Raw genomic sequence first — 26,880 nt, forward strand, 5'->3', positions numbered from 1 at the left:
TTATCAAGATGTTCCCTCCAAGCAAATTATTTCATTAGTTTTGTAATAGGACTAATCGTATAAACAAATGATGAAATATGTAAGTATTGGCTTGCTCGCAGTCGGACTGACCGCATGTCAACATGAAAATGTTATTGATTCTAAAGCAGATATTAGCGTGAAACCTTATCCAAAAAGCACTAAAATTGAACAAAAAGACAATTTCTTCGGAACTGATGTCGAAGACCCTTATCGTTGGCTTGAAGATGACCTTTCTTCTGAAACCAAAAATTGGGTAACCGCCGAAAATGAAGTGACCGAAGATTACCTCAGCCAGATCCCTTTCCGAGAAAATATCCGAAAACGACTCGAACATCTTTGGAACTATGAAAAGGTCTCTGCTCCTTTTAAAGAAGGTGATTATATCTATTTCTATAAAAATGACGGACTCCAAAATCAAAGTGTTCTCTATCGTAAAAAAGGGGAGGACGGAAAAGAAGAAGTGTTCTTAGACCCTAATAAATTATCTTCCGATGGTACAACCTCTTTGGCAGGACTATCCTTTAGTAAAGATGGATCTTTACTGGCCTATCAAATCTCAGAAGGTGGCTCCGACTGGACTAAAGTCATTATCCTAAAGGCAGAGGACAAATCAATCGTTGGTGATACCCTTATGAATGTTAAATTCAGCGGGATGTCTTGGCGTGGAAATGAGGGTATTTATTATAGTTCTTATGATAAACCGAAGGAAGGATCTGCCTTGTCTGCTATGACGGATCAGCATAAACTATTCTTCCATAAATTGAATACAGCTCAAAATACAGATGAATTGATCTTTGGAGGGCCTCAAAAGCCAAGAAGATATATTAGCGCTGGCTTGACTGAAGATGAACGTTTCTTAATTGTGACGGCAGCTAATTCGACCTCCGGGAATGAGCTTTATATTAAAGACCTTTCAAACCCGCAGTCGGCATTTATTACCATGGTAGATAATATGGATAAAAACCATTATGTATTGGATAATGATGCTGATAGGCTAATTGTATATACCGAATTGAATGCACCAAACGGAAGAATCGTTGAAACCAACATCGCAAAACCTACCGTAGATACCTGGAAGGATGTGATCCCTGAAACGGAACAGGTATTGAGCCCTTCATTAGGCGGTGGAAAAATCTTTGCGACTTATTTGAAGGATGCAACTTCACAGGTAAAACAATATGATCGCAACGGAAAATTTGAACATGAAATCGAATTGCCAGGAGTAGGTTCTGCCGGTGGGTTTGGAGCTAAAAAAGATGAAAAGGAATTGTACTATTCCTTCACCAATTATGTCAACCCGGGAACCATATACAAATATGATATCGCTTCAGGTAAATCGGAAATCTACAGAAAACCCGAGGTACAATTTGATCCGACCAAATATGAATCCAAACAGGTATTCTATACTTCCAAAGATGGAACGAAGGTCCCTATGATAATCACTTATAAAAAGGGAATCAAACTAGATGGAACAAATCCTACCATGTTGTATGGTTATGGAGGTTTTAATATTTCGTTGACCCCATCTTTCAGTGTTAGCAATGTCATTCTCCTTGAACAAGGCGGTGTATATGCTGTAGCTAATTTGCGAGGAGGTGGTGAATATGGCGAAAATTGGCACTTGGCTGGAACAAAATTGAAAAAACAGAATGTATTCGATGACTTCATCGCTGCTGCTGAGTACTTGATCAGCGAAAAATATACCTCTTCTGATAAGCTTGCAATTTCTGGTGGATCTAATGGTGGTTTATTGGTGGGAGCTTGTATGACCCAAAGACCAGAACTTTATAAAGTAGCTTTCCCTGCTGTTGGTGTTTTGGACATGTTACGTTATCATAAATTTACTGCTGGTGCTGGTTGGGCTTTTGATTATGGTACAGCAGACGATAATGCTGAAATGTTTAATTACCTTTTGAAATATTCGCCTTATCATGCCTTAAAACCAGGAGTGGATTATCCAGCAACCATGGTTTCTACTGCTGATCACGACGATAGGGTAGTACCTGCCCATTCATTCAAATTCGCAGCTAGGTTGCAAGAATATAATAAAGGGACCAACCCAGTTCTGATTAGAATTGATACCAAAGCTGGACACGGTGCCGGAAAGTCAACTGCAATGGTCATTGCTGAACAAACTGATAAATGGGCATTTATGTTCCAAAACATGAAACTTGGATATAAAGAAGTCAAATAATCAATAATATAAAAAGGGAAGGCTCGATAATCATCGAGCCTTCCCTTTTTATATTATTGATTATTACAAATACTAAATACTAAATACTAAATACTAAATACTAAATACTAAATACTACTTCACCCAAGTAGGTTCACCTTTTTTCATTTTCTCTAAGGTTTCCTGATATTCAGCTTTACTAGCATCATCAACCATGGCAATTGCTTTTTCTTGCCATTCGATAGCCTCTTTGGTCTTTCCAACTTTATGCAATAGGTTTGCATAAGTATCTATTAATGCAGGATTATTTTCTGATTCCAATGATTTTTTACTCCATGCTAATGCAGATTCTACACAGGAAGGATCATCACAGTTTTCAAAAATTGCCCATGCAAATGAGTTTAATTGACTAGAATTTACCTTTGAAGGATCAATATTGATAAATGCTTGAACGGCATCACGGAATGCTGGCCAATTTTTTCTCCTCGCGTAGAAGTTTGGTTTGAAGCTCGCAATTGAATTTGTTAAGGAAACATTAGGATATTTCTTGCTTACTTCAGCAACAGTCTGATCCAAAATATCTTCCTCAGATTTCATCACTACTGGAGCGATCTCTGAATTGATAATGGAAACTGAAAGAAGTTCATCTGTTTTTCCAGCACCTAATTTTGCGTCAACTTTTTCTTTGTTAGCAAGTATGGTGCTGAATGCTTTCGAACCCGGTTTACCAATATTTTGACTTACCAATTTTAATGTCTCATTCTCCAATAATTCATCTGCTGTGGAATTGTTAATCACACTTTCTAATGCTTTAGCTGTTAGATCGCGATCGTATGCCTTAACGGCAGCCTTTGCAGTCGATCTTGCAATCGCCTTATCAGTAGGATTAGCATTGAATTTCTTTACTAATGTCTCATATTGTGTATTTGGATCAAGACCTTCTTTTGCTAATGCAATAAATTGATCCGCTTCTCCACCACCCACAATACGATGTACCAACTCGCCATTTGGATCAAAAATCAAAAAGGTTGGATAAGCCGCAATTTTATAATCCTTCGCAAAACGCTTCGCTTCTTCTCGCCATGATTTAACATCCGCATTATCTTCCGCAGTCTCATCCATCTGAATTTTTAAGTTTACAAAATTCTCATTAAAGAATGTCCCTACATGTTCTTGCGGAAATACATTGGCAGCCATCCACTTACATGGTCCACACCAAGTCGTAAAGGCATCCACGAAGATATGCTTCTTCTCCGCTTTTGCTTTCGCCTTTACTTTGGCCCAGGTCGTGTTGTGCTCAAATGAAATTCCCTTTTCTTGGCCAATCGCTAAGAAAGGAATCGTGAATAATAATAAAATTAGCTTTTTCATAATCAGTGTTTATTTACCTACTGTATAATTAGTAGACTAAGATAATTAATAAAATGAAAAAGTCCCGATTTATTTGTCGGGACTTTATAAAATTTTATCTAGGACTAAATACCTAATAGCTTTTGCATGTTTTTTTCCAATGCTTTCTTATGAACCAATAAAGAAATTGTTTTGTATTTAACAAATTCTTTCGTCGCATATAAATAACCTTGGTAATCATTCGATACACCCCATGAGTTCTTTACGATATAATATTCTTTTCCGTTCTGATCCTTCACTTTACCTACAATGTGCATTCCGTGATCATCTGTAGTCTCATAATTATCAAAAGCCTCTTGTCTTTGGTCTTCTGTAATGTTAGCCTCTGGTTTTGGACCATTGAATAATTGATCAACTTCTTCCTTGTTCATTTTTTCAATTGGTTTCTCTGGAACGAAAGCAACCCCGTTTTTCCAACTAAATGTCTTCTCAGAAACATCTGTCGCCCATGCTACCGTAAATCCTTTGTCTAAGGCTTTGTCAATAATGTCGGTTAAGTCATTCATTTTAACATTGTAGAAACTCTCAAATGACCAGTTGTCTGGAATTAATAAAACAAAGGGCTTGTAATAAGCATGTTCATTGAATGAGGAAATTCCAACATAGTCATCTGGGTTGATCCCGATAACTTGATCAGCAAATGTTCTTGGCGTATAGCTTTTTCCTTTGTATTGGAAATTCTCAGGAACTTCACCTAAATAGGAATCCATTGCTCCTGTGAATGCTTTTAGCCAGTTTTTCGTTGGCTTCTTGCTCTTCGCTACACTCTCTGTAATCGATTGTAGGATGGGACTCATTTCGCTGAAATTATTTCTGGTTTGACCATCTGGTAAGCCAGTATAAACATCATAAGGAACGGCACCATATTTTCTAAAGATGGTCAATACATCGTGTAATTGTCCACCATCACCTTGGGCTTGATCTCCATGTAATCTTACGAAGTTCTTCGCTTTTTCAACATACGTGTTGCGAGCCGTGTATAATTGAGAAATCTCAACCGGATCTTTTCCCATACGGATCATCTCTGACTCCAAAAAGGAGTTTCCTGAATAGGACCAGCAGGTACCCGAAGATCCTTGATCCTTGATAGAAGTTCTGCCTAAATTGATAACCTCGGTGAACTTAAACCCTTCCTTGCTGTTGTCACTCGCATTTCCTTTTAGGGCATTTATTAAATTGTCTTGGGCTTGTACTTGTGTAGCAGCAAAAAACGCCGCTGCAATTAGAATAGATTTACTCCAATTCATAAGATTTGTTTTATTTTTAATGTGCACGAATTTATCAATAATTAGCTATCAACAGGGGAGGAATTTGTAAAATTATTAGCACAAATTCCTTTCTTTGGGATAAACAAAACGGGTTGCTAATTTTTAGCAACCCGTTCTTATATTTTTTAGGCTTTATCAAAATCTTGTTTCTTCGGAAAGGCCAAAGATGCAATGATACTTAAGGCCAATATGCCGACAATCACGATTAGGGAGTGCGTGGTTGTAAAGCCCCATTCTTTTAAATAGCTGTGAAGTAGCATCTTCAATCCTATAAAGATTAATAAAAATGCTAAACCTACTTTTAGGTAATGGAATTTATGTATAATGTTAATCAATAAGAAGAACATAGATCTAAGTCCCAGGATAGCAAAAATATTGGAAAAGAATACAATATATGGATCCTTCGTTACTGAAAAGATAGCAGGTATAGAGTCTACCGCAAAAATTAAATCCGTAAACTCAATCACTAATAACACCAAAAATAATGGAGTCATATACTTTTCACCATTCTCAATATGGAAAAATCTACCTTGATCCAATTTATGAGTTACCTTGAAGTGTTTCGAAGCAAACTTTACAACGGGATGGTTCTCCGGGTCAACTTCCTCTTCTTTATTCCGGTTGATATACATGTTGAATCCTGTAAAGACTAAGAAGGCTCCAAATAAATATAGAATCCAACCAAACTTCGTAATCAAGGCTGCACCTACGAAAATAAAGATACAACGCATAATAATGGCTCCTAAAATACCCCAAACTAAGACCTTATGATAGTATTTCTCAGGGATACCAAAGGAACTGAATAGAAGCACCATCACAAAGATATTATCTACTGATAGCGCATATTCTACCACATAACCCGTTAGATACTCCAAGGTCAAGTTCTTATTGTAAATCTGTAAACTTGCCGCCAGATCATTTTCATTGATCACAATATTATGCATATGCTTGGCGACAACTTCCTTGAGTCGAGCTAGATCATGAACATTGTGGAGTTCGTTACCCCAATAATATAATAGCAAACCAAACAATAAGGCAAAGGTTACCCAAATGGCACTCATGATGGCTGCAACTTTTAAGGATACTGGTTTGTCACTTTTGGAAAATAGACCTAAATCTATTGCTAACATCAGAATTATAAAAATTATAAATCCGATCATAAAAAGTGCTTCGTGGCTCATATTCTATTTCTTTCTTTCTGTAGTGTAACGTACTAATTGTTCTAATCCTGCTTTATATTCTCCACCATTTGAAATGGTATCTAAAATATCAAAAGCTTCTTGTTGATATTTCAGCATTTGTTTAGTTGCATAATCTAATCCACCGTTGATTTTGACAAAATTTATCACTTCGGCCACTTTCTGGGAATCTTCATTATGATTCTTTACCAAATTAATGATTTTACGCTTTTGGCTCTTATCAACTACCGTTAATGCATAAATTAAAGGTAAGGTCATTTTCTTCTCCTTGATATCGTTACCTACTGGCTTTCCAACATCATCTAACCCAAAATCAAATAAATCATCCTTGATTTGAAAAGCAATACCAACCTTCTCCCCAAATAATCTAAGCTTTTCAATCGTTTCTTCATCGGCTCCTGCTGATGAAGCGCCAATTGCACAACATGATGCTATTAACGATGCCGTTTTCTTGCGTATAATATCGTAATAAATGGATTCCTCGATGTCTAGGTGCCTAGCTTTCTCAATCTGTAATAATTCACCCTCACTCATTTGCTCAACTGCTTCGGAAGCTAATCTTAATAAATCATGCTCCTTATGCTTTACAGAAAGTAATAACCCTTTGGATAATAAAAAGTCTCCTACTAATACAGCAACCTTATTCTTCCAAAGTGCATTGATCGAGAAAAAACCTCGACGCTCATTGGAATTATCCACCACATCATCATGTACTAATGATGCCGTATGGAGCAATTCAACCAATGAAGCACCCCGATAGGTCGACTCTGTAATCCCTCCGCTGAGTCCAGCTGAAAAGAAAACAAACATCGGACGCATCTGTTTGCCCTTTTGCTTTATTATATACCGGGTAATACGATCTAATAAGGGAGCAGAACTCTGCATGGATGCTTTGAAGGTCTTTTCAAAGCGCTTGAGATGTTCTTTTATAGGAAGTTGTATTTCGTCTAATGTTAACATGTAGTGGGTATAAGACCTTCAGATGAAACTGAATCGCAATAAAAATACTAAAATTATGCTTTAGAAGCTAAGGTATTTTCAAGCTGTGCATACCATTCTTCGCCATATTCACGAATTAATGGGTCTTTCAAGAACTTATAAACTGGAATTTTAAGCTCTTGACCAAAACTACAGGCATCCTTGCAGATATACCAACGGTCATAATGCAAGACATCAAACTCAGGATAGTGTGTCGCGCGGATAGGGTAGAGATGACAAGAAATAGGTTTCTTCCATTGAACATCGCCCATTTCATAGGCTTTTTCAATGCCGCATTTTGTAATGCCATTCTCCCAAGTGACATAAGCACATTCTTTATTCCCACCAACACAGGTGGTCGTCAAATCACCATCAGCATCAACAACCGAGGTTCCTTGCTCCTCAATCGCCTTGATGCCAGCCTCTGTTAGATAAGGCTTCACTTTGGGATAAATATCCGCTAATATTTTTGTCTCAGCCTCTGTAAGTGGTGCGCCAGCATCACCCTCGATACAACAAACACCTTTACATTTGCTAAGGTTGCATACAAAATCATTGTTGATGATGTCCTCATGAACAAGGACATTTCCTACTTCTATCATTTCTTATTTTGAATAACTTACTCGCTTGCCCAATGGGTATTTTAACCCATCAGCACTCACCAAATCCATCGTCACCGAACCAATCAAAATCTCAACCTGAGCCTTTACAGGAATCCGATTACCATCATTGGTGACCCAAAGATACAAACGACTGCTCTTTTTAAAAATTCTTCCCGGAGAAATTTCAGGACTTAGCTTGATACATTCTAATTCCCCTAGTACCGATTTCACTTTCTCAACTCCAATATACTCAACACCCAACTGCGCTACCTCGTCATTCAAAAAATAGGTAATCTTGAATTTATCCCCCGATTTTAAATTGGAGAAATCCAGATTTCTTGAAAAATAATAGGCCGAAACCAAGTCAAAGGTCTGCTGGGTTGGACTGGTAAATGTTCCTTTTTTACCCTTTACCTTCTTGGTCTTATGGTCAAAGGTGGCATATTCTACACGACGATAATTGTTCTCACGAATGTTTTCAGTATACAAAATCGGTAAGAAATTCGATTGGTCTATATAGGAATCATATTGATTCTTTACGGTGTAGAATTTCGAAAATGCCCCTGAAGTCTGGCCAAATGCTGATAAATGTATCGCATCATTCACTCCAAAACTATATTTTGACTCCTGAACAGATAAGGTACCGGTAGCTGCTGAAATAAAACCATATCTAAGCTTATACTTTAATACCTCGCCGGGTTTAAATGTCGGATCTTTTAAATAGGGAAGTGCTTGTCCCAGGACGCTAGTCATTAGGAAAACACTAAAAATGATTAATGAAATTGTTCTTTTCATATGGGTTTGACAGCAATTATATCGGAAAGTTTAAGATTTTCGCTTGAATACTGGAACAGTTGAACAGGGCTCACCATACATAACACTTTTGGCAACCTTGCTTAATTGGGTCGTAAAAGTAACAAAGGCAGACTCAGGAACTGGAATATCTCCACATCCCTTCACTACGATCCTCTGATCCTGATATTGACTGTAATCTAAGCTGGATAGTGCATGATCAAATAATGTCTTGCGGACATAATCTTCATCCCCAAAATGGATGGATAAGGCGTAATCCACCAACTTTGTCGATAACAGCATATAGGCCCAGGTAGGAACAATCGCATCAGCTGAGCAAATAATGCCTATATGTTTGTCCTTATACTGCGACCAATCATGGGTTTTGATGAATTCCCTGAAATCTTTTTCTTTTAAGATCAATCCATGGAATAAATTTTCCTTGATATCGTATATCTCAATGGCTGTCTTTGGCGCATGTTCCGCTAGATCAATCGTAATCAATCCACTCTGCGCAACCTTGTTAACTATGTTCTCTTGAATGTCCATTTCTATAAAAATAAAAAAAGCTGGATAACTATTGTCATCCAGCTGCAAATTTAACGAATTCTATGTTAATAGAATTTAATACGATTGTCAACAATCTTAGCATTGTCCTGTAGGGCTTTTAAAATAGTTCCCCATGAACGCTGAGATTTTGATTCTGTGATTTGTTTTTGTTGTGCGGTTAATTCCTCTCCAGCTAAAGCTTTAGGGTTTACAAAACCTGTTACTTGAACAGCATATACACCTTGCTTACCTTCAATTGACTTAGATGGCTTGTTTGGTTGTAATCCAAATACCGTTCCTACTACAGCATTTTCTACTGCAACTCCTGGAATAACTGGATTCGCCAAAACTACATTGTCTACAGTCTGAACATTCTTGCCTAATTTTTGACCTACTTGATCAAGGGAATTTGCTCCCGATAAAGCATTGTTCATTTTCTCTTTCAACATACGTGCTTTTACCAAATTCTTAACAACCGGCTCAATTAATGTCTTAACTGACTCCATTGGCTGAATTCCTTTTGGTTGGATATTGGTTACTCGAGCAACGATAAAGTTATCTGTACTTTCATAAATCTTATCACTTACTTCACCATTCTCAGCCTCAAATGCCCAACGAACTAATTCTCTAGGTACTTCAACGCCAGCTAACATATTGTCCATCGCAACTGTACGATCATTCTTTAAGATTTCAACGTTTTGTTGTTTAGCAATATCGTTGAAATTGCTCTTGTTTGCGGCAGTGAAAAATTGATTTGCTTTTGCATATGCTGCATCCGTTGTCGCTTTTCCTGAGTTTATGCTCTTATCTACAATCGCTAATTTCGCAATCGTCGAGTTACCTACTTGTCTATTTACTTTTACAACGTGAACTCCGAAGTTTGTAGAAACAACTTTTACATCGCCAGCTTTACCATCAAATAAAACCTCATCTAACTCAGGAATATTTCCGCGAGTTAATGTTCCTAATTCTCCAGCGTTGTTCTTGCTGTTAGGGTCTGCACTGAATTCTACTGCCAATGCTGCAAAATTAGCTCCTCCTAGAATTAAGTTCTTGATTGAATCTGCTTTCGCCATCGCTTTATCAACGCCACCTTCTGTCGCTGGGTTGATTAAAATATGACTAGCATTTACTGAGTCCGGACTGTTCTTAACTGAAATTACTTTTGCAATTTCATATACATTTTGCGTCAAATAAGGACCTACAACTGTTCCTGCTGCACTATTGAATGCAACTGAATCTAATGCTGGGCTCAACTGACCTTTTGAATAATAACGAACTGGATATTTGTTCTCAGAATTGATCGTTACAAAACTTGAATCATTCGTCGAATTTTGTAATTCTGTTTTTAATTTTTGAACCTCACCTAATACTAATGCAGTGTCTGCAGCATTTGGTTTCGCATCAAATAACACATATTCCAAGGTACGAACCTCTTCTGGGTTTTTGAATGCGTTCTTGTTCTTGTCGTAATACTCCTTGTAATCTGCATCAGTCAATTTGATCTCAGAATCCTTTACTGAAGCATAATCCAACATCACATATTTGAAGTTAGCTAGTTTATTACGTGAATTATAATCATATTCAGCCTCCAAAGAAGTCGTATAAATGCTGTTATTGATTAGGTTGGTGTATTTTTGATTTAGACGTTCGTTTCTAACATTCTGTAATAAACCTTCCCATTGAGCATTCATCTCAGGGTTTGTTTTGGCTTGCTCAATAACTGCTGATAAATAGTTTTTATCAAACTGTCCTGTCTGAGGGTTTGTGAAGGCTTGTACAATTTGAGGCGAAGGGTTATTGCCGAATAGTAAACTATTCAATTCTTCCTTGCCTACTTGAAGACCTAATTTTTCAATTTCTTGATTTAATAGGTTTTGTGTTAAAAATTGGTTCCAAACTTGTTGAACTGCAAATCCACGCATTTGTGGTGACGATGCACCACCCATTTGTTGTTGATACATTTGGCTAGCTTGGTCAACTTGTTGATTGAAGCTTTGATAATCTATACCTTCTCCATTGATACTTCCAACCTCATTTTGGTTTCTTTGCCAAAATGGGGTACCAACATTGATGGCATCACCTAATAAAAATGCAACAATTGCTAAACCAATCACGAAAATGACTAAGCCCGCACGGTTTCGCAAAGAGGTCATTAATCCCATAACGATATTCTATAATTTTATGCTAATATTTTAATTAATTTGTTTTTTCTTTAAAACAAGGCGCAAGATACAACTTTTATAAAAAAATATGGTAAAAATTTATATTTACCAGATTTCAATTTTTTTTAGGCCAAAGCATTCAATTTCTGCTAGTTTCCAAATGAAGGGATCTGGGAGTCTGAAGTTGAATAATGAATCGCCGTACCATTCATAAATCGAATATCATTGAAATCCGCATCCGCCGTAAAAGAGGTTCCTTGGGCTGATGTCCGACCATCATTATATTCCGCTGTAATAGGCTGGCTACCATAATACTTCTTGTTCTTTTCATCGTAGATTAATTCCTCCGTCTTAATCACCGTCCCATCTACTTTGGTAATCACTACATTCTTTCGGAACTCGGTTAATCCCTCAAGATGTTTTTGTAGGGCATACTCCGAGGTCACTCTTTGCATTTCTTTTGCTTGGTCGTCAAAGAAAATAATCTGTACTCCCTTTTTGAATTCATAATTTCCGGTACTATCATGATATACACGCATCTCAGGTGCTTTTAATTCCGCCTTTACCTTGGCTGAATCACTGTATATCACCGTCACATCTTTGGAAATATCAACCGCCTCTTCCTTCTGGATGTTGGCTAATCGGTCAATATCCTTGATGTCGTTTTCACAGGCAATTGACAAGATTGCCCCTAGCAAAACAATTGTTAGGGGCAATACTCTCGATATTTTAAATTCTGCAATACGCATCGCTTAATCGTAACTTCTTCTGATAAACCAAGCATCATTGATGGTGAAGCCCAGGTTAATATTGATATAACGCTCACGAACCAGATTACTTTGGGTAGTGCCTTGTTGTCCAAATTCAGCCGAAATATTCACATTCGAAAAGGTTCTTCCAAACCCTGTCTCAGGCAATGGTAATCCCAAACCAACCGTCACTGCCATATCGTTGATACGTTGCTGGTTAACGGTCATATGGGTTTTGTTGTATCTGAAACCTAAACGGTAATCAATGACTTTTAAATAATTTAAAGAGGTAGGATCTGGTTTTATCTGACCACCTACTGCAATCCCCATGTTCTTACCTAGGGGTTCTTCGCCTTGGCGAACTTGATATTTGGACCAATCTGCATATTTGAAATCTGCTCCAACCATCCAATTTACGCCTTTGCTAAATGTAAATCCTACATTATGACGTAATGGTAAATTTATCTTGCGATTGGAAAGGATATCTGAATACGACGTGTCGATTGGAACTTGCTCCGTGATATCCAATCCAGAACTTTGTGAACGAGTTACAATGGTCGATACCTTGCTTCTAACCGAATTATCCAATGATCCTGAATAACCTATGGTGATATTTTTTCTGTTTCCTAGTGGAATAAAATATTGTGCTCCATAATCATACACAATTCCGGTTACTCTTCTGGTATCGGTTTTTGTCGTGTTATAGAAACTGTAGCCTGCTGGAAAATCAATGATGGATTTATCATATAAGTTCCCAAACAGGAAACCTATATTACCACCAATACTGAAGTTTTTGAATGGAGAAACACCATAACCAAAATAGGCTTTATTCAAACCGCCTTCTCCGATTAATTTCGTCTGGTAGGGTGTATTGTTGATGTTTCTATCCGCAGAAATGTTGTAGCCAACATCTGAATAAGGCATCAAACCAAAGGAAATACCCCCTAATTTTGGCCCATTATTTTTGTTTAAGGTGAATCCAAACGCAAAATGGCTGAATGCAAAGTCTGCAGTATGGTCCGTTAAGTTGTTTTTCTGCAACTGCGTCATATTGCCATATAATCCAGCATCTAAAATCGTTCTGTTGAAGGCAGAATAGGTTGCCGGGTTGGCAATATTCAATATCGGTAATCCCCCCTGAAACCTAACTCCAGAAGAAATCCCTCCCATACTACGAGTCTGTGGTAACAAATCTTCACGCATCTGGCCTAGACCAAATTGGGAATAGGGCGAATGCGAAGTCGAGGATTGACCATAAGACCGCGTACTTGAAAGTAATAGTGAACTTATTCCTAATAAAATAAGTATTGACGTATGAGAGTAAAATAGTTTCAACTGTTCTGACTTTTTAAGTGGAAATATTCTCCATCGATTCCCAATTTATATCCTTGTTTATTCGATGAACTTAAATCCTATATGATGGCTGTTTTATCTGAATTTTTGCTACAAAACTATCTATTTTTTAAATATCACAAGCTTTTTAGTTGTTAAAAAAGGTTAAACAACTATTGGACAGATGTTTAGAAAAACTGAAAATAGATTATTGTAGATAATATTATTAAATAGAGCGTTTCGTAAAACCATTTTATTTTGGCATGTGTAAAAAAGTAAGCCAGGTAAATCGATAATGGTGGAACGCAAAGTAGAAAATGATTAATGGATCTATCTTGATTCAGATAAAATGAACCAAAAATCAATAAAAGCATAATGAATAATAACTGAAAGCTCTTTCTTATCTGAACCACGCTCTTAAAGAAATTGTCTTTAAGGATAAATAAGAAGCCTACAATCGCAATCATTATCGGTATCAAAACAAAGTAATCATGGACATCCATGTTTAATTTGGTTGGAAAAGCGTAAGTAAATGGAAGAAAAATCTGATAAAACTCGTCCATCCGCTCCAACCAAAAATAGGCCACTGCCAATAGAAAGTACACCGTAATGACTCCCAATAATGGAGTGATCCATTCGCGCCAATAAAAGGCCCTGAAGATGACCAAGCTTGACCAAATCAGCAATAACATCACGATGAATGGAAAATAAATCAAGCTTCCCAAGGCGACCAATAAGCCTAGATCAAACATGATTCCCTTAATATCTACATGTTTATAGATATTGAAGAGCTTTTGAAGCATCCAAATGGTGATGAAATTACAAATAAGGGTGGGTGATAAAACCAGAAAAGGAATAAATAAACTGACCAATGTCATAAACATTAAGGCCGTTAAAAAGCTGGGTTTACCTAATAAGTTATAATGATTGACGACCCGATTTAAGGCAAATGCCTGAATAATGGTCAGGATCAAAGTGATCAACACATTGGAAGATGGTGAAAAATTAGATCCTAATCGAATACCAACTAATCGATCCAATCCGGGTTCAAATAAAACTGGAGTCAGTTTTTCCGGTAAATGAAAGAATACCCCTAAGCATAATAGAGTACCAACAAAGATAACCAGGAATACATTCAATCCCGAAAGTGTTCGATGTTGGTTAATTAACATAGAGGCCTATTCCTTATTTATCTTTTTCTAGTTTTTTTACTTTCTTATCTATGCTGAATAAATACAATGCTACGCTGATGAAAATAACCAACATAACTGCTACCACAACATAGATTTTTCCTTCTGCACGTAGGCCATCTGCCATTTGTACATTTTCTTGGGCACTTACCGTTAGACTTACGAATAAGGCCAATAGGGACAATAGGAAATTTCTCATCTTAAAAACTATTTCTTTTATCTTCAATTAAACGAATACGGTAACGAAGGCTAGCAATCCAACAACCGATTAAAATCCATCCTATAACGGCCGTATAAAATACTGGGCGCATATAATGGTCCATATCTAAATCCCCAAAAGTTGAATTTCCTCCACTTCCAGGATGCAATGAGTCATTCATCTTTGGTAAGATGTATATCAAGACAATCATGATCGGGAAAGCAAATATATTGTAGATCGCAGAGATTTTCGCGCGCTTCTGCTCTTCCTCCATCGCATTGCGTAATACTAAGTAGGCTAGATACATCAATGTGGCAATCGCCGCCCCATTCAATTGTGGGTCATTGGTCCATGGTGCTCCCCAGGTGATGTTCGCCCAAAGCATACCCGTTAACAATCCACATGCACAAAATAAAATACCGGTATTAACAGCCTCTACCGCGAAAAAATCATACTCGCGCTTGCCTGTATTTAAATATTTTATACTGTAAATAAGGGATATTAAATATAAAACCATCATCGTAAACCACATCGGAACATGGAAATAAACATTACGAATAGTTTCATTTAAAATAGATAATCTGGGAACCGGGCCAAGGAGTCCCGCTACAACGGTACTGGCAACCATGACTACCGCTAATATTTTCCACCAACTCTTTCTCATAAGAACAAAAAATCAATCTCGCCAAAGGTAAGGAAATAAGAGCAAAGAAATAGCAATTGTAACGACATTAATTGCCAATAAAACAGCAATATCAGGCCAACTGCCAGCTAAAAAGCCACCCATTAAGGCGGTTCTGGAAAGTTTGATCAAGATGATCAGCAGGGGAATGATAACCGGAAAACTCAATATCGCCATTATCGTGCTATTGTTCCCAGCCTTGGCACTAATACCTGCAATCATCGTAAATACACTCGCAAAGGAGATACTCCCCAAAAATATACTCAGCAAATAAACTGGTAAATTACCTATCTCGGTCTTGAAAATAAGGTTGTAAACGATAAAAGCTATCCCTGTCATCAAAATCATCACTAACGAATTGTAAATGATCTTGGCAAGAATGATGGCTTTCGGACTGACGATGGAATAATAATATAAATGGCGGTTGCCGGTTTCTTGAATAAAACTACGACTCATCGCATTGATCGATGCAAATAATAATATGATCCAGAATAAGGTATTCCAAACAACAGTATCCACAGATTTGAATGATTGATAACATACAAATACTGTGGATACCACATAAAGTAAGATGCTATTGATGGCATATTTTGAACGCCACTCTAAAACAACATCTTTATATATTAATGTTTTTACTTGCTCAATCAGATTCATGTCCTGCAAAGATACAAATCAATCTGCTGAGCAGGTATAGGATAACGCTAGAATTAAGCGTTTTTAATTTCAGATTTTGCTTTATCTGCCGCATCCTCAGCTTTGTTCGCTAGATTATGTGCCGCATCTGAAGCTTTTCCTGCCCATTCGTTCGCTTTTGATGAAGCTCTGTCCAAGGCATCACGACCCGCATTTTTTGCACGGTCTTTTAAATTTTCTAAATCTTCTTTCGCTGATTTCGCTAATTTCTGAGCGCGTTTTGCCTCTTTCTTAGATAAATCTTTAATTGATTTCGTTAAACTCTTTATTCCATCGTTCGCACGATCTAATTGTTTCTTTCCGTCCTCTGTTCCCAATAAGTAGTATGCTGCAGTACCAACTGCTAAACCTAATAAGGCAAATGCCACTAATCCGTTTCTATTTTTTTCCATGATTCTATTTTTTTTATCCTATTTAGTCTAATATGTTCTGTTAATGATAAACAAGGTATAAGCCAAAATGTTTTTGGCTGTACTAAATTAACAAAAATTAACTTTCAACTACATGAAGGGACTGTAAAGTATAGAGATGATGGTATAATCCGCTGCCTTTTTCCATTAATTCCTGATGCGTTCCCATATCCGAAATAATTCCATCTTCCACAACAATGATCATGTCAGCGTCTCGAATAGTGGACAGTCGGTGTGCAATAATGATCGATGTACGGTCTTTCATTAATTCAACTAATGCTTGTTGAACCATGCGTTCGGATTCTGAGTCCAACGAAGAGGTGGCTTCATCCAAGATTAGAATCGCCGGATCTTTTAATAAACCACGGGCAATTGCAATTCGCTGGCGTTGACCTCCGGATAATTTTACCCCGCGTTCCCCAACGATGGTGTCATAACCATCTGGGAAATCCATAATAAATTGATGTGCATTTGCACGCTTTGCTGCTATTATGATGTCTTCTGCGTCTGCATTTAGATTTCCATAGCTGATATTCTCGCGGATGGTTCCACCAAACAATAGAACATCCTGCGGTACAATGGCAACTTGATTTCTAATATCAGTTAGGGCCAGCTCATTCGCTGGAATACCATCGTATTTTATTTGTCCAGAACTAGGTTGATAGAATTGCAGGATTAATGATGCTATCGTAGATTTTCCTGTTCCACTTGGACCTACAATCGCTAGCTTCTTTCCAGCAGCAACATGAAATGAAATGTCTTTTAAGATGGTCAAATCCGGACGAGTAGGATACGCAAAACTGACCTGGTCGAATATAATATCCCCATGCAATTGAATTTTTATATCCTTATCCTGTTCATTGACCTGAATATCCTCCTGCGGCTCTTCCAAGATTTCCAATACGCGTTCACTAGCTCCTAAAGAACGTTGTAGACTTGCATATAATTCTGGGAAGCTACCCATAGACCCTGCTACAAACATGGAATATAAGATATAGGTCGTCAGGTCGCCTACCGAAATTTCATGGATGGAAACTAAAGACGCTCCATACCATATAACCACGATAACTGCCCCAAAGATGGCGAATATGATAAAGGAGGCAAAAATCCCACGATAGGTAGCACCTTTTACCGCAAGAGCTACGGATTGGTTTAATTTTTCGGCATACCGTTTCGATTCAAAAAACTCGTTGACAAAAGCTTTTACATTGCTGATGCCCAATAAAGTTTCCTGTACGACGGAGTTTGACTCTGCTAATTTATCTTGCGACTCCCGCGATAAATTCCGAATAAACCGACCAAAAATAATTGCCACAATAATGATCAATGGCAATATGGAAAGATTCATCAAAGCTAATTTGGGCGATACCCAAACCAACAAGACCACGCCAAAACATAAACTGATGGCCTGCCTTAGAATTTCTGCTAAGGTCGTGGTCATGGTGTCCTGGATTTGTGAAAGGTCTGATGAAAGTCGACTATTTAATTCTCCTACTCGGCGATTGGCAAAAAAATCAATGGGTAAGGTAATAAGTCGGTGGTAGGTGTCTTTCCTGATATTTGCTAATGATTTCTCGGCGATTTCAACAAATAAACGGATTCGGAAAAAGGAAATAATAGATTGAAAAGATAAGATGATTAAAGAAACACCACCAATATACATCACGCTTCCGGCTAACCAAGGGTATTTTTGTCTTCCTTGTGCTGCATCAATCATCGCACCTAATAGGGCCGGAAAGGTCAGCATCGTCAAACTGGAAAGTATCAAGAAGATCATTCCCAATATAAATTTCCATTTGAAAGGCTTGATGTACGAAAAAATCTGTAAAGCTTTCTTTAGAATTTCTTTATTCAGCTTCGGTTTAGGTAAGTCCTCCGAATGGCTGTCTCCACTATTCAATCTCGGTCTGGCCATGTACTATTTTATTTCTCTTTTTGAGCAAAAGTACCAATATAAAAAAGTCTTCTTATCACTATTCCGTCAATTTTTTGGGTTTGTTTCGCTTGTATTGTAAAATAAGAAGGATTAATAATGTAATAATGACAATTCCTGCTAGATAAAGTAGTAATCCGCTACCCGTATCGGTGCTTTCCATCGATTTTAAGGAGTCTCTTAATTTGTCATTCTCGTTTTGAAGCTTGGTAATCGTCTTCATATAAGCGGAGATCTGCGCATCATACTCATTTGCCAAACGTTGATAGCGCTCACTCTGAGCGTCTTTTAAATCCAGCAGCTTCCGCGTTTCAATAAAAATATTGTTATCATTCAATACCAACTCCCTCAAGATATCTATCGATTTCTGCATATCTTTCTTGGTCTTGAATAGCCCGAATATGCCGGTTTTCTTCTGTAAAGATTGATCATATTCTCCAAATCGGCGACTCCGCTCATTCAATAATTGATTGACCCGCTCACGTTGGGATTCAAAGGTTAAGGAATCTGATTTTACGACAGTACTGTCTTGTGCGTAGATGAATTGGGTAAAAAATGAAAAAATAAAAAATATTAAAAGCTGTTTTTTCATAGAATCAATCTTGATTTTTTTGTTAATCATACATTATGAGTTTTGATTTACTGCAATTTTTCTGCCTGTTTTGTCAATTTAATGCTATTTGCATCATTTTAAACTGAGTGAAGAGCTTGTTTCTTGAACGTAAAAGAACTAAAAATAGCTGTAGCGAATTATTATTGATAACCGTTACCAATAATAACCATTAACTAATCGCAATTATGAATCCAATTATCAAGCTAATTAAATCTGTTATTTTACTGGTTTTCCCATTGTTGTTATTCACCTTTTTTATGGGCTGTGACAAGATCGAGGAAAAAGGACAGTATGTTATTAAAATTCCTATCCAAAAGAAATTGGGTAAAATCCGAGCGTCAAGTATTAAAATGAGCAGTCCATTGCCCATGAATACGACGGGAAAGATTTATTTATATAAAGACTATTTGTTTATTAACGAACCGAACAAAGGAATTCATATCTATGATAACGCAAATCCTTCTTCACCCAAGGCCTTAGGTTTTATTCCGATTGTTGGAAATTTTGATTTAGGTGTTCAAAATGACCTTTTGTATGCTGATAATATTGTTGATTTGATAACCATTGATATCAGCAATATTTCAAAGCCAGTATTGATTGATCGCCAAAAGGATGTTTTTGCAGTGAAGTATATTATGAATGGGGTGGAATCATCCACTATAAAGGATGAAAATTTAGTTACTGTAGATTATAGGGATTCTTTGGTCAGCTTTCAAGATGATCGGGTATATAAACCAGGAAAAGAAGGTGAATTGATCTATGATAATGGGGGTGGTGATTATAATTCCTCCAATGGCGGAAACAACAATGTAGTAGGCCAGGCGGGCTCTATGGCTCGATTTGCCATCACTAGCAATCACCTTTATGCCATATTCCAGGATAAGGTAAAGAATTTTGATTTGAAGAATCCAAAAAAACCTAATCAAATCAACGCAGTCAGCCTAGGCTTTGGTATAGAAACTTTATTTCCGTACAAGAAGAATCTGTTTGTTGGTGCTAACAATGGGATGCATATCATGGATATCAGCAATCCTATCCGTCCAGTCCATTTGTCTACTTTTAATCATGCTTTTGCCTGTGACCCTGTTGTTGTCAATGATAACTATGCCTTTGTCACCCTTCGTTCTGGGAATGCCTGTGGGGGAAATTCCAATCTATTGGAGGTTGTTGATATCAAAGACCCTAAATTTCCTGTCTTGAAGGAGTCCTATGTGATGAAAAATCCACATGGATTAGCTCTTACAGGTGAACATTTGTATGTCTGTGAAGGAACATTCGGGATGAAATCCTTTAAGGTCTCGGATGTCAGCCAAATCGATAAAAATCTTTTGGAAAATCTGGAGGACTTGAAAAGCTTTGATGTGATCGCAGGTCCAAAATCCTTAATCGTCTTTGGACCGGAGTCCATTTGCCAATTTGATTATTCTAACAAAGCTAAATTGAAAAAATTAAGCTGTATTTCCATCCAAAAGAAATAATAGACCTTTATGAAGAAATTTTTAACCATCTGTGTTGTTATCCATGGAATTCTGATAGCAAATCCTGCTGCTGCCCAAAAAATGAGATATACCAATCATACCGAAGTGGGAGTCACTGGCTATAACTTAACTTTTAAAGAAGCAGGTTTTAATCTGCAAACTTTTAATGGGATTTTATTAAACCCGGATCTTGCTGTTGGGGCAACTGTGGGGTATGAGGAATTTTCCGTGGAAAACAGAAATAATTTTTCAGTTCTTCCCATTTCAGCGGCTGTCCGATATACCTTTCTAGAACCCTCGAAAACTCGAATGATTGCTGCTTTAGATGCAGGATATGGTTTTGCATGGAGAAATAATTATTCTGGAACTGAAGTTGAAACCTCTGGGGGTTTGCGACTAGCACCTGAATTGGGACTAAAGTTCAATACCGGGACAGGCAATACTTTCTTCAGCTTTGCAGTAGGCTACCAATATCAAATAATTAATGAGGACAGGTCCAGTGCTATGGGCCGAATTGGACCAACTTATTATTTTGATTATATCTCAAATCCTACTGTGGATTACCAAAATGAGGTTAAAATGAATGTTCACAGATTTAGTGTGAAAGTTGGATTTAGCTTTTAATTCACAACTAAGAACCTATTAATTACCTGATAGGATAGAAAGACAAGTTGACAACTGGTGACAGGATGATAGTGGTTCTTGTCAACCTATTTCAGTACAAGGCATTTGGAAAAGGAATATTGGCTTGTATTTTAGATTTGTTCGATAGGAATTTTGCACTAATTCAGACTTTCTCCGGACCTTCTTCGGACCTTCTTCGGACTTTTTCCTGACCTTCTTCGAAAAAATTCGGACAAGGTCCGGAGAAAATCAGAAGAAAGTGCGATAAAGTCTCTAACTATTTCCGATATAGGCCAGAATTACGACTGAAATAATTCGTAAATAACACGGTTAACTTGCTCTGAACAAGTTTATTTGATCGGTACGAAAAACGTGGAACATTTTATGGTTGAGCGTGGAATTTACTTCCTGTCGAGGAATTCAACCAAGATGGTTTCATCTTGATAAAGCCCTAGAAGTTGACTTGCATGACCTTTGTTAATGGCGATTTCTAAAAAGTTACTGATTCCGAAGAGGCATAGTTTCTCTCCTTCAGCCACCTCATTATAATGCCAACTCAAATTACTGATGGTTTCATTTCTCTTGAAACGTAGAATAAAGTCTCGTCCTTGTTGAACCTGATTGAATAAATCCTTGCTAATATTACTGATTACATTTCCGAAGGAATCAATAAATGTAACATGTCCTTTGATGCTATTTTGGTTATAAATCGGTTGGAACGTTACTTTTTGGACTGCATTTTCGATAGGAATACCAATATCTTTCAGTTTTCCACCATCGGCAATATGACAAGCTGCTTTGGTCAGGATATCTGCTAGCGGGAAGTGTAGATAACGAAGGTCCTGCATAATATTGATTTCTACCATTTCAGTAGGTTTGTCTTCGCCGGTGATGATGCTAAATATCCCATTATCAGCGCCTACGAAGAAATGTCCATTATAGGCCATGGCCAGATATCGGGAGTCTTCCTGGAATACGGTGTCGATACCGATAAGGTGGACGGTATTCTTCGGGAAGTACGGATATGCGTTATTAATGACGAATGCAGCATGTTGAATACTGAAAGAAGGAATGTCGTGAGAAATGTCTACCAGTCTAACATTCGGCAATTGCGAAATGATACTGCCTTTGAGTGCAGCTTGATAAAAATCGCGATGACCTAAATCTGTGGTTAACGTAATTACTCCCATATTGTTCAGCAAGCCTGAAGCTAAAAAATTATATTGTTATTTTGTTAAGCGAATTACAAAAATAGAAAAAGTAAACCGATTGCTGAATCTATTATGAATTAATACTTGCAAATGCTTTTAATTCTGCTCAATTAGTTTGTATTTTTGATTCAAGAAAGAGTAAAAAGGGCATAATATTTTTGATTTTTTATATCTTTATTTGCACGCCAATCGGACAGGACGTGAAACATTTTGGAAATTAACACGAAAAAAATTTGAGCGAATTAGAAATCAATTTAGATGTTGTCAATTTGGTGACATTATGGGGGGCTCAGAATGAAAATTTTGAGTTTATTAAGAAAGCATTTCCGAAGTTACGTCTGGTAGCCAGAGGGAGTCTCTTGAAGGTTTTAGGTGAAGAAGGAGAGCGGACGAGGTTTCAACAGGTTTTTGATGATATATTAGCTCATATCAACCAATTTCAAACATTATCCTTATTGGAGTTAGAGAGTTTGTTGGGTTCTGTAACTCATATCAAGGCGCCTTTGGCTGAAAAAGATGATGCAGAACAGAAGGTTGGATCTTTCAAGGGCGAACCTATTGTTTACGGACCAAATGGTATAGTCGTTCGTGCTCGTACACCGAATCAACGACGCATGGTGGATAGCATCAATAAAAATGATATTCTATTTGCTATCGGACCAGCAGGTACAGGAAAGACCTATACCGCAGTTGCCTTAGCTGTTAGAGCTTTGAGAAACAAAGAAATCAAACGTATTATTTTGACCCGACCGGCAGTTGAAGCAGGAGAAAACCTTGGATTTTTACCTGGTGACTTGAAAGAGAAGGTAGATCCTTATTTAAGACCCCTATATGATGCATTGGATGATATGATTCCTGCAGAAAAATTAAAAGGGTATTTGGAAAATCGGACCATTGAAGTGGCGCCTTTAGCATTTATGCGTGGTAGGACCTTGGATAATTGTTTTGTTATTCTGGATGAGGCTCAGAACGCGACGGATATGCAGTTGAAAATGTTTCTGACTCGTATGGGTCCCACGGCTAAGTTCATTGTAACAGGAGATATGACGCAGGTCGATTTACCTAAAAAGACCCAATCGGGTTTAGTGAATGCCGTAAAAATTCTGGATGGAATTGAAGGCATCGATATGATCTACTTGAGTGGTTCAGATGTGGTTCGTCATAAATTGGTGAAACGCATACTTGAAGCTTATGGAGATATTTAGAATTTAAATTAAAGCGTTTCAGACGCACACACAATGAATACAATAAAAGAAACAAATTTTAATTTCAAGGGACAGACAGCATTTTATAGGGGAAAAGTTAGAGACGTATATAGTATCGGTGACGATTATTTAGTCATGGTTGCTTCAGATCGGATTTCTGCATTTGATGTTGTATTACCGAAAGCCATCCCTTATAAAGGTCAGGTTTTAAACCAAATTGCCTCAAAATTTTTATCTGCAACTGCAGATATCCTTCCCAACTGGGTTGCTTCAGTCCCAGATCCCAATGTTACAATCGGAAAAAAATGTGAACCTTTTAAAGTAGAGATGGTTATTCGTGGCTATGTTTCAGGTCACCTTTGGAGAACCTACCGCGATGGTGGACGGTTGTTATGTGGTGTTGAATTGCCGGAAGGGTTGAAGGAAAACGATAAATTACCAAATCCTATCATTACCCCTTCAACTAAGGCAGACGTGGGTCATGACGAGGATATTTCTAGGGAAGATATTATCTCCAGAGGTATTGTTTCCGAAGAAGATTATTCTCAGTTGGAAAAATATGCACATGCTTTGTACCAACGTGGAACGGAGATCGCTGCTGAAAGAGGTTTAATCCTTGTGGATACGAAATATGAGTTTGGGAAAAAGGACGGAACGATCTATCTGATTGATGAAATTCATACGCCAGATTCATCGCGTTACTTTTACGCAGAAGGCTATCAGGAGCGTCAAGCGAAGGGTGAAGCCCAGAAGCAATTATCAAAGGAATTTGTGCGACAATGGCTGATAGAAAATGGATTTCAAGGGAAAGAAGGACAAAATGTACCTGAAATGACCGATGAAATTGTAAAATCCATTTCTGAAAGGTATATTGAGCTTTACGAACACATTACAGGCGAGAAGTTTCTATATGCTGAAGAGGGGGATATCCTTGCCAGGGTAGAGAAAAATGTGGAAGTAGCACTAGAAGAATTAAACTAAGCAAATTAATTTAAATCAAGATGAAATTTACGGTAGATAAGTATGATCGATATGTTGTCATAGAGCCTCTTCAAGAGAGGTTGGACGGAGAAACTGCCGCAAGTTTGAAAGGCGAGTTTATGTTGCGTAACACTGGTGGGCAGCGTAATATTGTTTTAGACATGAATAATGTGAAAACGACTGATGAAACTGGGATTCGTACAGGATTATTAGCGCGTCGTTTGTGTAAGTCATTAGGAGGTCTATTTATTTTAACGAATCTAAATGAGGATGTATTGAAATACATAAAATCCTTAGGGCTTGATAAGTATTTGATTATTACCTCAAATATTGAGAAGGCAAAAGATTTGATCTTTGGAAATGAAATCCGCTTGGATTTAAAGGAAGAGCAAGAGTAATATGTTACGATTTGAGGTATTAATCTTAGGGAACAGCTCGGCCACACCCATGTTCGAGCGACATCCTACATCTCAAGTAGTAAACTATAACGAACAATTGTTTTTGATCGATTGTGGTGAAGGCACGCAAATGCAGCTTTCCAAATATGGAATCAAGAGCAACCGCATTGACCATATTTTTATTAGTCATCTGCATGGAGACCATTATCTGGGATTAGTAGGTTTGGTATCATCCATGCATTTGGTTGGTCGCAAAGCAGACCTTCACATTTATGGACCTGCAGCATTACAAGAAATACTCGAATTACATTTCAAATATTCTGAAACTGTAATTCGATATAATATTATTTTTCATCCGACCAATCCTGATCAAGAAGAGATTTTGTTCGAGTCGAGGATGTTGACCGTTCGGTCATTTCCATTGATCCATCGAATTGCTTGTACGGGCTTTCGCTTTGATGAGGGAAAGCGGGCAGCCAGTTTGCGGGCGGATAAGGTGGAAGCGCTAAAGATTCCCAAAGTATATTTTGCGGCCTTGAAAAAAGGGATTGATTATGTAGATCCACAGGGAAATGTATTTGCGGCAAGTGAATTGACCTTGCCAGCACCTGCTTCCCGGAGTTATGCCTTTTGTTCCGATACGGTGCGGCATCCTATTTACTTATCCTCTATTGAGGGAGCGGACCTGCTCTATCATGAAAGTACTTTTCTACATGAAATGCTGGATCGGGCGAAGGAGACTTTTCATACCACATCCTTAGAAGCTGCAGAAATAGCTAAAGAAACACATGTCAAAAAGCTCTTATTGGGGCATTATTCAGCAAGATATCGAACGCTACAACCATTATTGGAAGAGGCACAAGGGATTTTCCCTAATACGGAGTTATCAGTAGAAGGGAAATGGTTTTTAGTTTAGTGATTTTGTTTATTTTTAGCCATATTTACAGCTTAAAAAATTTTAGACTAATAAAATGTCCTTCAACTTAACCTCACTTCTTCGCGATAACATCAAGAACCTTGTGCCTTATTCTTCGGCGCGAGATGAATTTAAGGGAGATGCATCTGTGTTTTTGGATGCCAATGAGAATTCTTTTGGGTCTCCACTTCCACATGATTACAACCGTTATCCTGATCCTTTGCAACATCGTGTAAAGGAGAAGCTTTCGAAGATTAAAGGTGTTCCAGCAGAGAATATTTTTCTGGGAAATGGTTCTGATGAAGCGATAGATATTTTATATAGAGCTTTTTGTACCCCTAAATTGGACAACGTTATCTTGGTTCCTCCAACTTATGGGATGTATGAGGTTTCTGCCAACATCAATGATGTTGAAACGAGAAAGGTTAATCTAACCAAAGATTTTCAATTGGATCTGGATGGGATTGCTGAGGCTATGGATATGCATACAAAGATGATCTTTGTATGTTCTCCTAATAATCCAACAGGAAATAGTATTAATCCCATTGATATTGAAACCTTATTGTTGAACTTCAAGGGTTTGGTTGTTGTCGATGAAGCCTATATCAATTATTCTAAGCAAAAATCATTTACACATTCCTTACCTGAATTTCCGAATTTGGTGATCCTTCAGACTTTATCAAAGGCCTGGGGATTGGCAGCATTGCGTTTAGGTTTGGCCTTTGCTAGCAAGGAGATCATTCAAGTTTTCAATAAGATAAAACCCCCTTACAACATTAATCAGGCTACACAAGATCTGGTTCTTGAAGCCTTGGAAAATGTAGATGTTGTGAATGAATGGATAAAAACAACCGTTGCTGAAAGGGAAGAACTTTCAAATCGCTTAAAGGCGATTTCTCAGGTAGAACATATTACACCATCAGATGCGAACTTCATCTTGGTGAGGTTAGATCAGGCTCAGGAATTATACGGGTTCTTGGTAAACAAAGGTATCATCGTAAGAGACCGGTCTAAGGTTACCTTATGTGAAGGTTGTTTACGGATTACGATCGGGACCAAGGTCGAGAATGAACGATTAATAGAGGAAATCCAACAATTTTATAAATAAG

At 37.6% G+C, this 26,880-nt stretch carries 26 protein-coding genes; 8 read left to right on the forward strand and 18 right to left on the reverse strand.

Going from position 1 to position 26,880, the window contains the following annotated elements; translation table 11 throughout:
• Positions 1–70 precede the first annotated feature (70 nt).
• Entirely contained in the window at positions 71–2,215 is a 2,145-nt protein-coding gene (locus ACF3OC_RS01580) for a prolyl oligopeptidase family protein (RefSeq protein WP_392471629.1), read from the forward strand.
• A gap of 114 nt (positions 2,216–2,329) precedes the next feature.
• On the opposite strand, the gene ACF3OC_RS01585 is transcribed toward ACF3OC_RS01580, so the two are convergent.
• From ACF3OC_RS01585 to ACF3OC_RS01665, 17 genes are all read right to left on the reverse strand, one after another.
• Complete coding sequence (locus ACF3OC_RS01585) at positions 2,330–3,565, reverse strand: thioredoxin fold domain-containing protein (RefSeq protein ID WP_256962503.1); 1,236 nt, start codon at positions 3,563–3,565, stop codon at positions 2,330–2,332.
• Between the two features lie 104 nt (positions 3,566–3,669).
• The gene (locus ACF3OC_RS01590) at positions 3,670–4,851 is read right to left on the reverse strand and encodes an aminopeptidase C (protein WP_094255701.1); all 1,182 of its coding nucleotides are present in this window, start codon (positions 4,849–4,851) and stop codon (positions 3,670–3,672) included.
• A gap of 146 nt (positions 4,852–4,997) precedes the next feature.
• A complete protein-coding gene (locus ACF3OC_RS01595; RefSeq protein ID WP_094255699.1) occupies positions 4,998–6,053 on the reverse strand; it encodes a TerC family protein in 1,056 nt (351 codons plus the stop codon).
• Between the two features lie 3 nt (positions 6,054–6,056).
• The gene (locus ACF3OC_RS01600; protein WP_094255697.1) at positions 6,057–7,031 is read right to left on the reverse strand and encodes a polyprenyl synthetase family protein; all 975 of its coding nucleotides are present in this window, start codon (positions 7,029–7,031) and stop codon (positions 6,057–6,059) included.
• A gap of 53 nt (positions 7,032–7,084) precedes the next feature.
• Entirely contained in the window at positions 7,085–7,651 is a 567-nt protein-coding gene (locus tag ACF3OC_RS01605; protein ID WP_094255695.1) for a DUF3109 family protein, read from the reverse strand.
• 3 nt (positions 7,652–7,654) lie between these two features.
• Positions 7,655–8,446 carry a DUF3108 domain-containing protein gene (locus tag ACF3OC_RS01610; RefSeq protein WP_094255693.1) on the reverse strand — a complete coding sequence of 264 codons (792 nt, stop codon included), beginning with the start codon at positions 8,444–8,446 and terminating at the stop codon, positions 7,655–7,657.
• 30 nt (positions 8,447–8,476) lie between these two features.
• Positions 8,477–8,992: a DUF2480 family protein gene (locus ACF3OC_RS01615; RefSeq protein ID WP_179221433.1), complete on the reverse strand. Its 516-nt coding sequence runs from the start codon at positions 8,990–8,992 to the stop codon at positions 8,477–8,479.
• 65 nt (positions 8,993–9,057) lie between these two features.
• Positions 9,058–11,157 (reverse strand): SurA N-terminal domain-containing protein, encoded by a 2,100-nt coding sequence (locus ACF3OC_RS01620; RefSeq protein WP_094280319.1) that lies wholly within the window; start codon positions 11,155–11,157, stop codon positions 9,058–9,060.
• A gap of 149 nt (positions 11,158–11,306) precedes the next feature.
• Positions 11,307–11,906, reverse strand: coding sequence for an LPS export ABC transporter periplasmic protein LptC (gene lptC / locus ACF3OC_RS01625; RefSeq protein ID WP_094255690.1), 600 nt, complete (start codon positions 11,904–11,906; stop codon positions 11,307–11,309).
• A gap of 3 nt (positions 11,907–11,909) precedes the next feature.
• Positions 11,910–13,241, reverse strand: coding sequence for a hypothetical protein (locus tag ACF3OC_RS01630; RefSeq protein ID WP_144043680.1), 1,332 nt, complete (start codon positions 13,239–13,241; stop codon positions 11,910–11,912).
• Between the two features lie 185 nt (positions 13,242–13,426).
• Complete coding sequence (locus tag ACF3OC_RS01635) at positions 13,427–14,410, reverse strand: DUF6427 family protein (protein WP_094280317.1); 984 nt, start codon at positions 14,408–14,410, stop codon at positions 13,427–13,429.
• A gap of 13 nt (positions 14,411–14,423) precedes the next feature.
• Positions 14,424–14,627 carry a CcmD family protein gene (locus ACF3OC_RS01640; RefSeq protein WP_094280316.1) on the reverse strand — a complete coding sequence of 68 codons (204 nt, stop codon included), beginning with the start codon at positions 14,625–14,627 and terminating at the stop codon, positions 14,424–14,426.
• Between the two features lies 1 nt (position 14,628).
• Positions 14,629–15,291 carry a cytochrome c biogenesis protein gene (gene ccsA, locus ACF3OC_RS01645; RefSeq protein ID WP_094255683.1) on the reverse strand — a complete coding sequence of 221 codons (663 nt, stop codon included), beginning with the start codon at positions 15,289–15,291 and terminating at the stop codon, positions 14,629–14,631.
• Between the two features lie 12 nt (positions 15,292–15,303).
• The gene (locus ACF3OC_RS01650; protein ID WP_094255682.1) at positions 15,304–15,963 is read right to left on the reverse strand and encodes a heme exporter protein CcmB; all 660 of its coding nucleotides are present in this window, start codon (positions 15,961–15,963) and stop codon (positions 15,304–15,306) included.
• A gap of 53 nt (positions 15,964–16,016) precedes the next feature.
• Positions 16,017–16,394 (reverse strand): YtxH domain-containing protein, encoded by a 378-nt coding sequence (locus tag ACF3OC_RS01655; protein ID WP_094255680.1) that lies wholly within the window; start codon positions 16,392–16,394, stop codon positions 16,017–16,019.
• Positions 16,395–16,491: 97 nt separating this feature from the next.
• Positions 16,492–18,327, reverse strand: coding sequence for an ABC transporter ATP-binding protein (locus ACF3OC_RS01660; protein ID WP_094280314.1), 1,836 nt, complete (start codon positions 18,325–18,327; stop codon positions 16,492–16,494).
• A 58-nt stretch (positions 18,328–18,385) separates the two neighbouring features.
• A complete protein-coding gene (locus ACF3OC_RS01665) occupies positions 18,386–18,967 on the reverse strand; it encodes a hypothetical protein (protein ID WP_094280313.1) in 582 nt (193 codons plus the stop codon).
• Between the two features lie 176 nt (positions 18,968–19,143).
• On the opposite strand from ACF3OC_RS01665, the gene ACF3OC_RS01670 reads away from it, so the two are divergent.
• Positions 19,144–20,436, forward strand: a complete 1,293-nt coding sequence (locus ACF3OC_RS01670; RefSeq protein WP_392470739.1) for an LVIVD repeat-containing protein — start codon at positions 19,144–19,146, stop codon at positions 20,434–20,436.
• 9 nt (positions 20,437–20,445) lie between these two features.
• Positions 20,446–21,060, forward strand: a complete 615-nt coding sequence (locus tag ACF3OC_RS01675; protein WP_094280311.1) for a hypothetical protein — start codon at positions 20,446–20,448, stop codon at positions 21,058–21,060.
• A 401-nt stretch (positions 21,061–21,461) separates the two neighbouring features.
• Here the strand turns inward: ACF3OC_RS01675 and ACF3OC_RS01680 are convergent, their stop codons facing one another.
• On the reverse strand, positions 21,462–22,250 hold the full coding sequence (locus ACF3OC_RS01680) for an S-adenosyl-l-methionine hydroxide adenosyltransferase family protein (RefSeq protein ID WP_094255672.1): 789 nt from the start codon (positions 22,248–22,250) through the stop codon (positions 21,462–21,464).
• Positions 22,251–22,504: 254 nt separating this feature from the next.
• On the opposite strand from ACF3OC_RS01680, the gene ACF3OC_RS01685 reads away from it, so the two are divergent.
• The 5 genes from ACF3OC_RS01685 to hisC are packed head-to-tail and all read left to right on the forward strand — an operon-like array spanning position 22,505 to position 26,879.
• Positions 22,505–23,476 (forward strand): PhoH family protein, encoded by a 972-nt coding sequence (locus tag ACF3OC_RS01685; RefSeq protein ID WP_094255671.1) that lies wholly within the window; start codon positions 22,505–22,507, stop codon positions 23,474–23,476.
• Positions 23,477–23,509: 33 nt separating this feature from the next.
• Positions 23,510–24,457 carry a phosphoribosylaminoimidazolesuccinocarboxamide synthase gene (locus ACF3OC_RS01690; RefSeq protein WP_094255670.1) on the forward strand — a complete coding sequence of 316 codons (948 nt, stop codon included), beginning with the start codon at positions 23,510–23,512 and terminating at the stop codon, positions 24,455–24,457.
• A gap of 20 nt (positions 24,458–24,477) precedes the next feature.
• Positions 24,478–24,855 carry an STAS domain-containing protein gene (locus ACF3OC_RS01695; protein WP_094255669.1) on the forward strand — a complete coding sequence of 126 codons (378 nt, stop codon included), beginning with the start codon at positions 24,478–24,480 and terminating at the stop codon, positions 24,853–24,855.
• Between the two features lies 1 nt (position 24,856).
• A complete protein-coding gene (locus tag ACF3OC_RS01700) occupies positions 24,857–25,771 on the forward strand; it encodes a ribonuclease Z (protein ID WP_094280310.1) in 915 nt (304 codons plus the stop codon).
• Positions 25,772–25,826: 55 nt separating this feature from the next.
• Entirely contained in the window at positions 25,827–26,879 is a 1,053-nt protein-coding gene (hisC, locus tag ACF3OC_RS01705; RefSeq protein ID WP_094280309.1) for a histidinol-phosphate transaminase, read from the forward strand.
• The last annotated feature ends 1 nt before the right edge of the window (position 26,880 follow it).

Origin of the sequence: Sphingobacterium cellulitidis (assembly GCF_043187465.1) — a bacterium.
Taxonomy (GTDB): Bacteria; Bacteroidota; Bacteroidia; order Sphingobacteriales; family Sphingobacteriaceae; genus Sphingobacterium; species Sphingobacterium cellulitidis.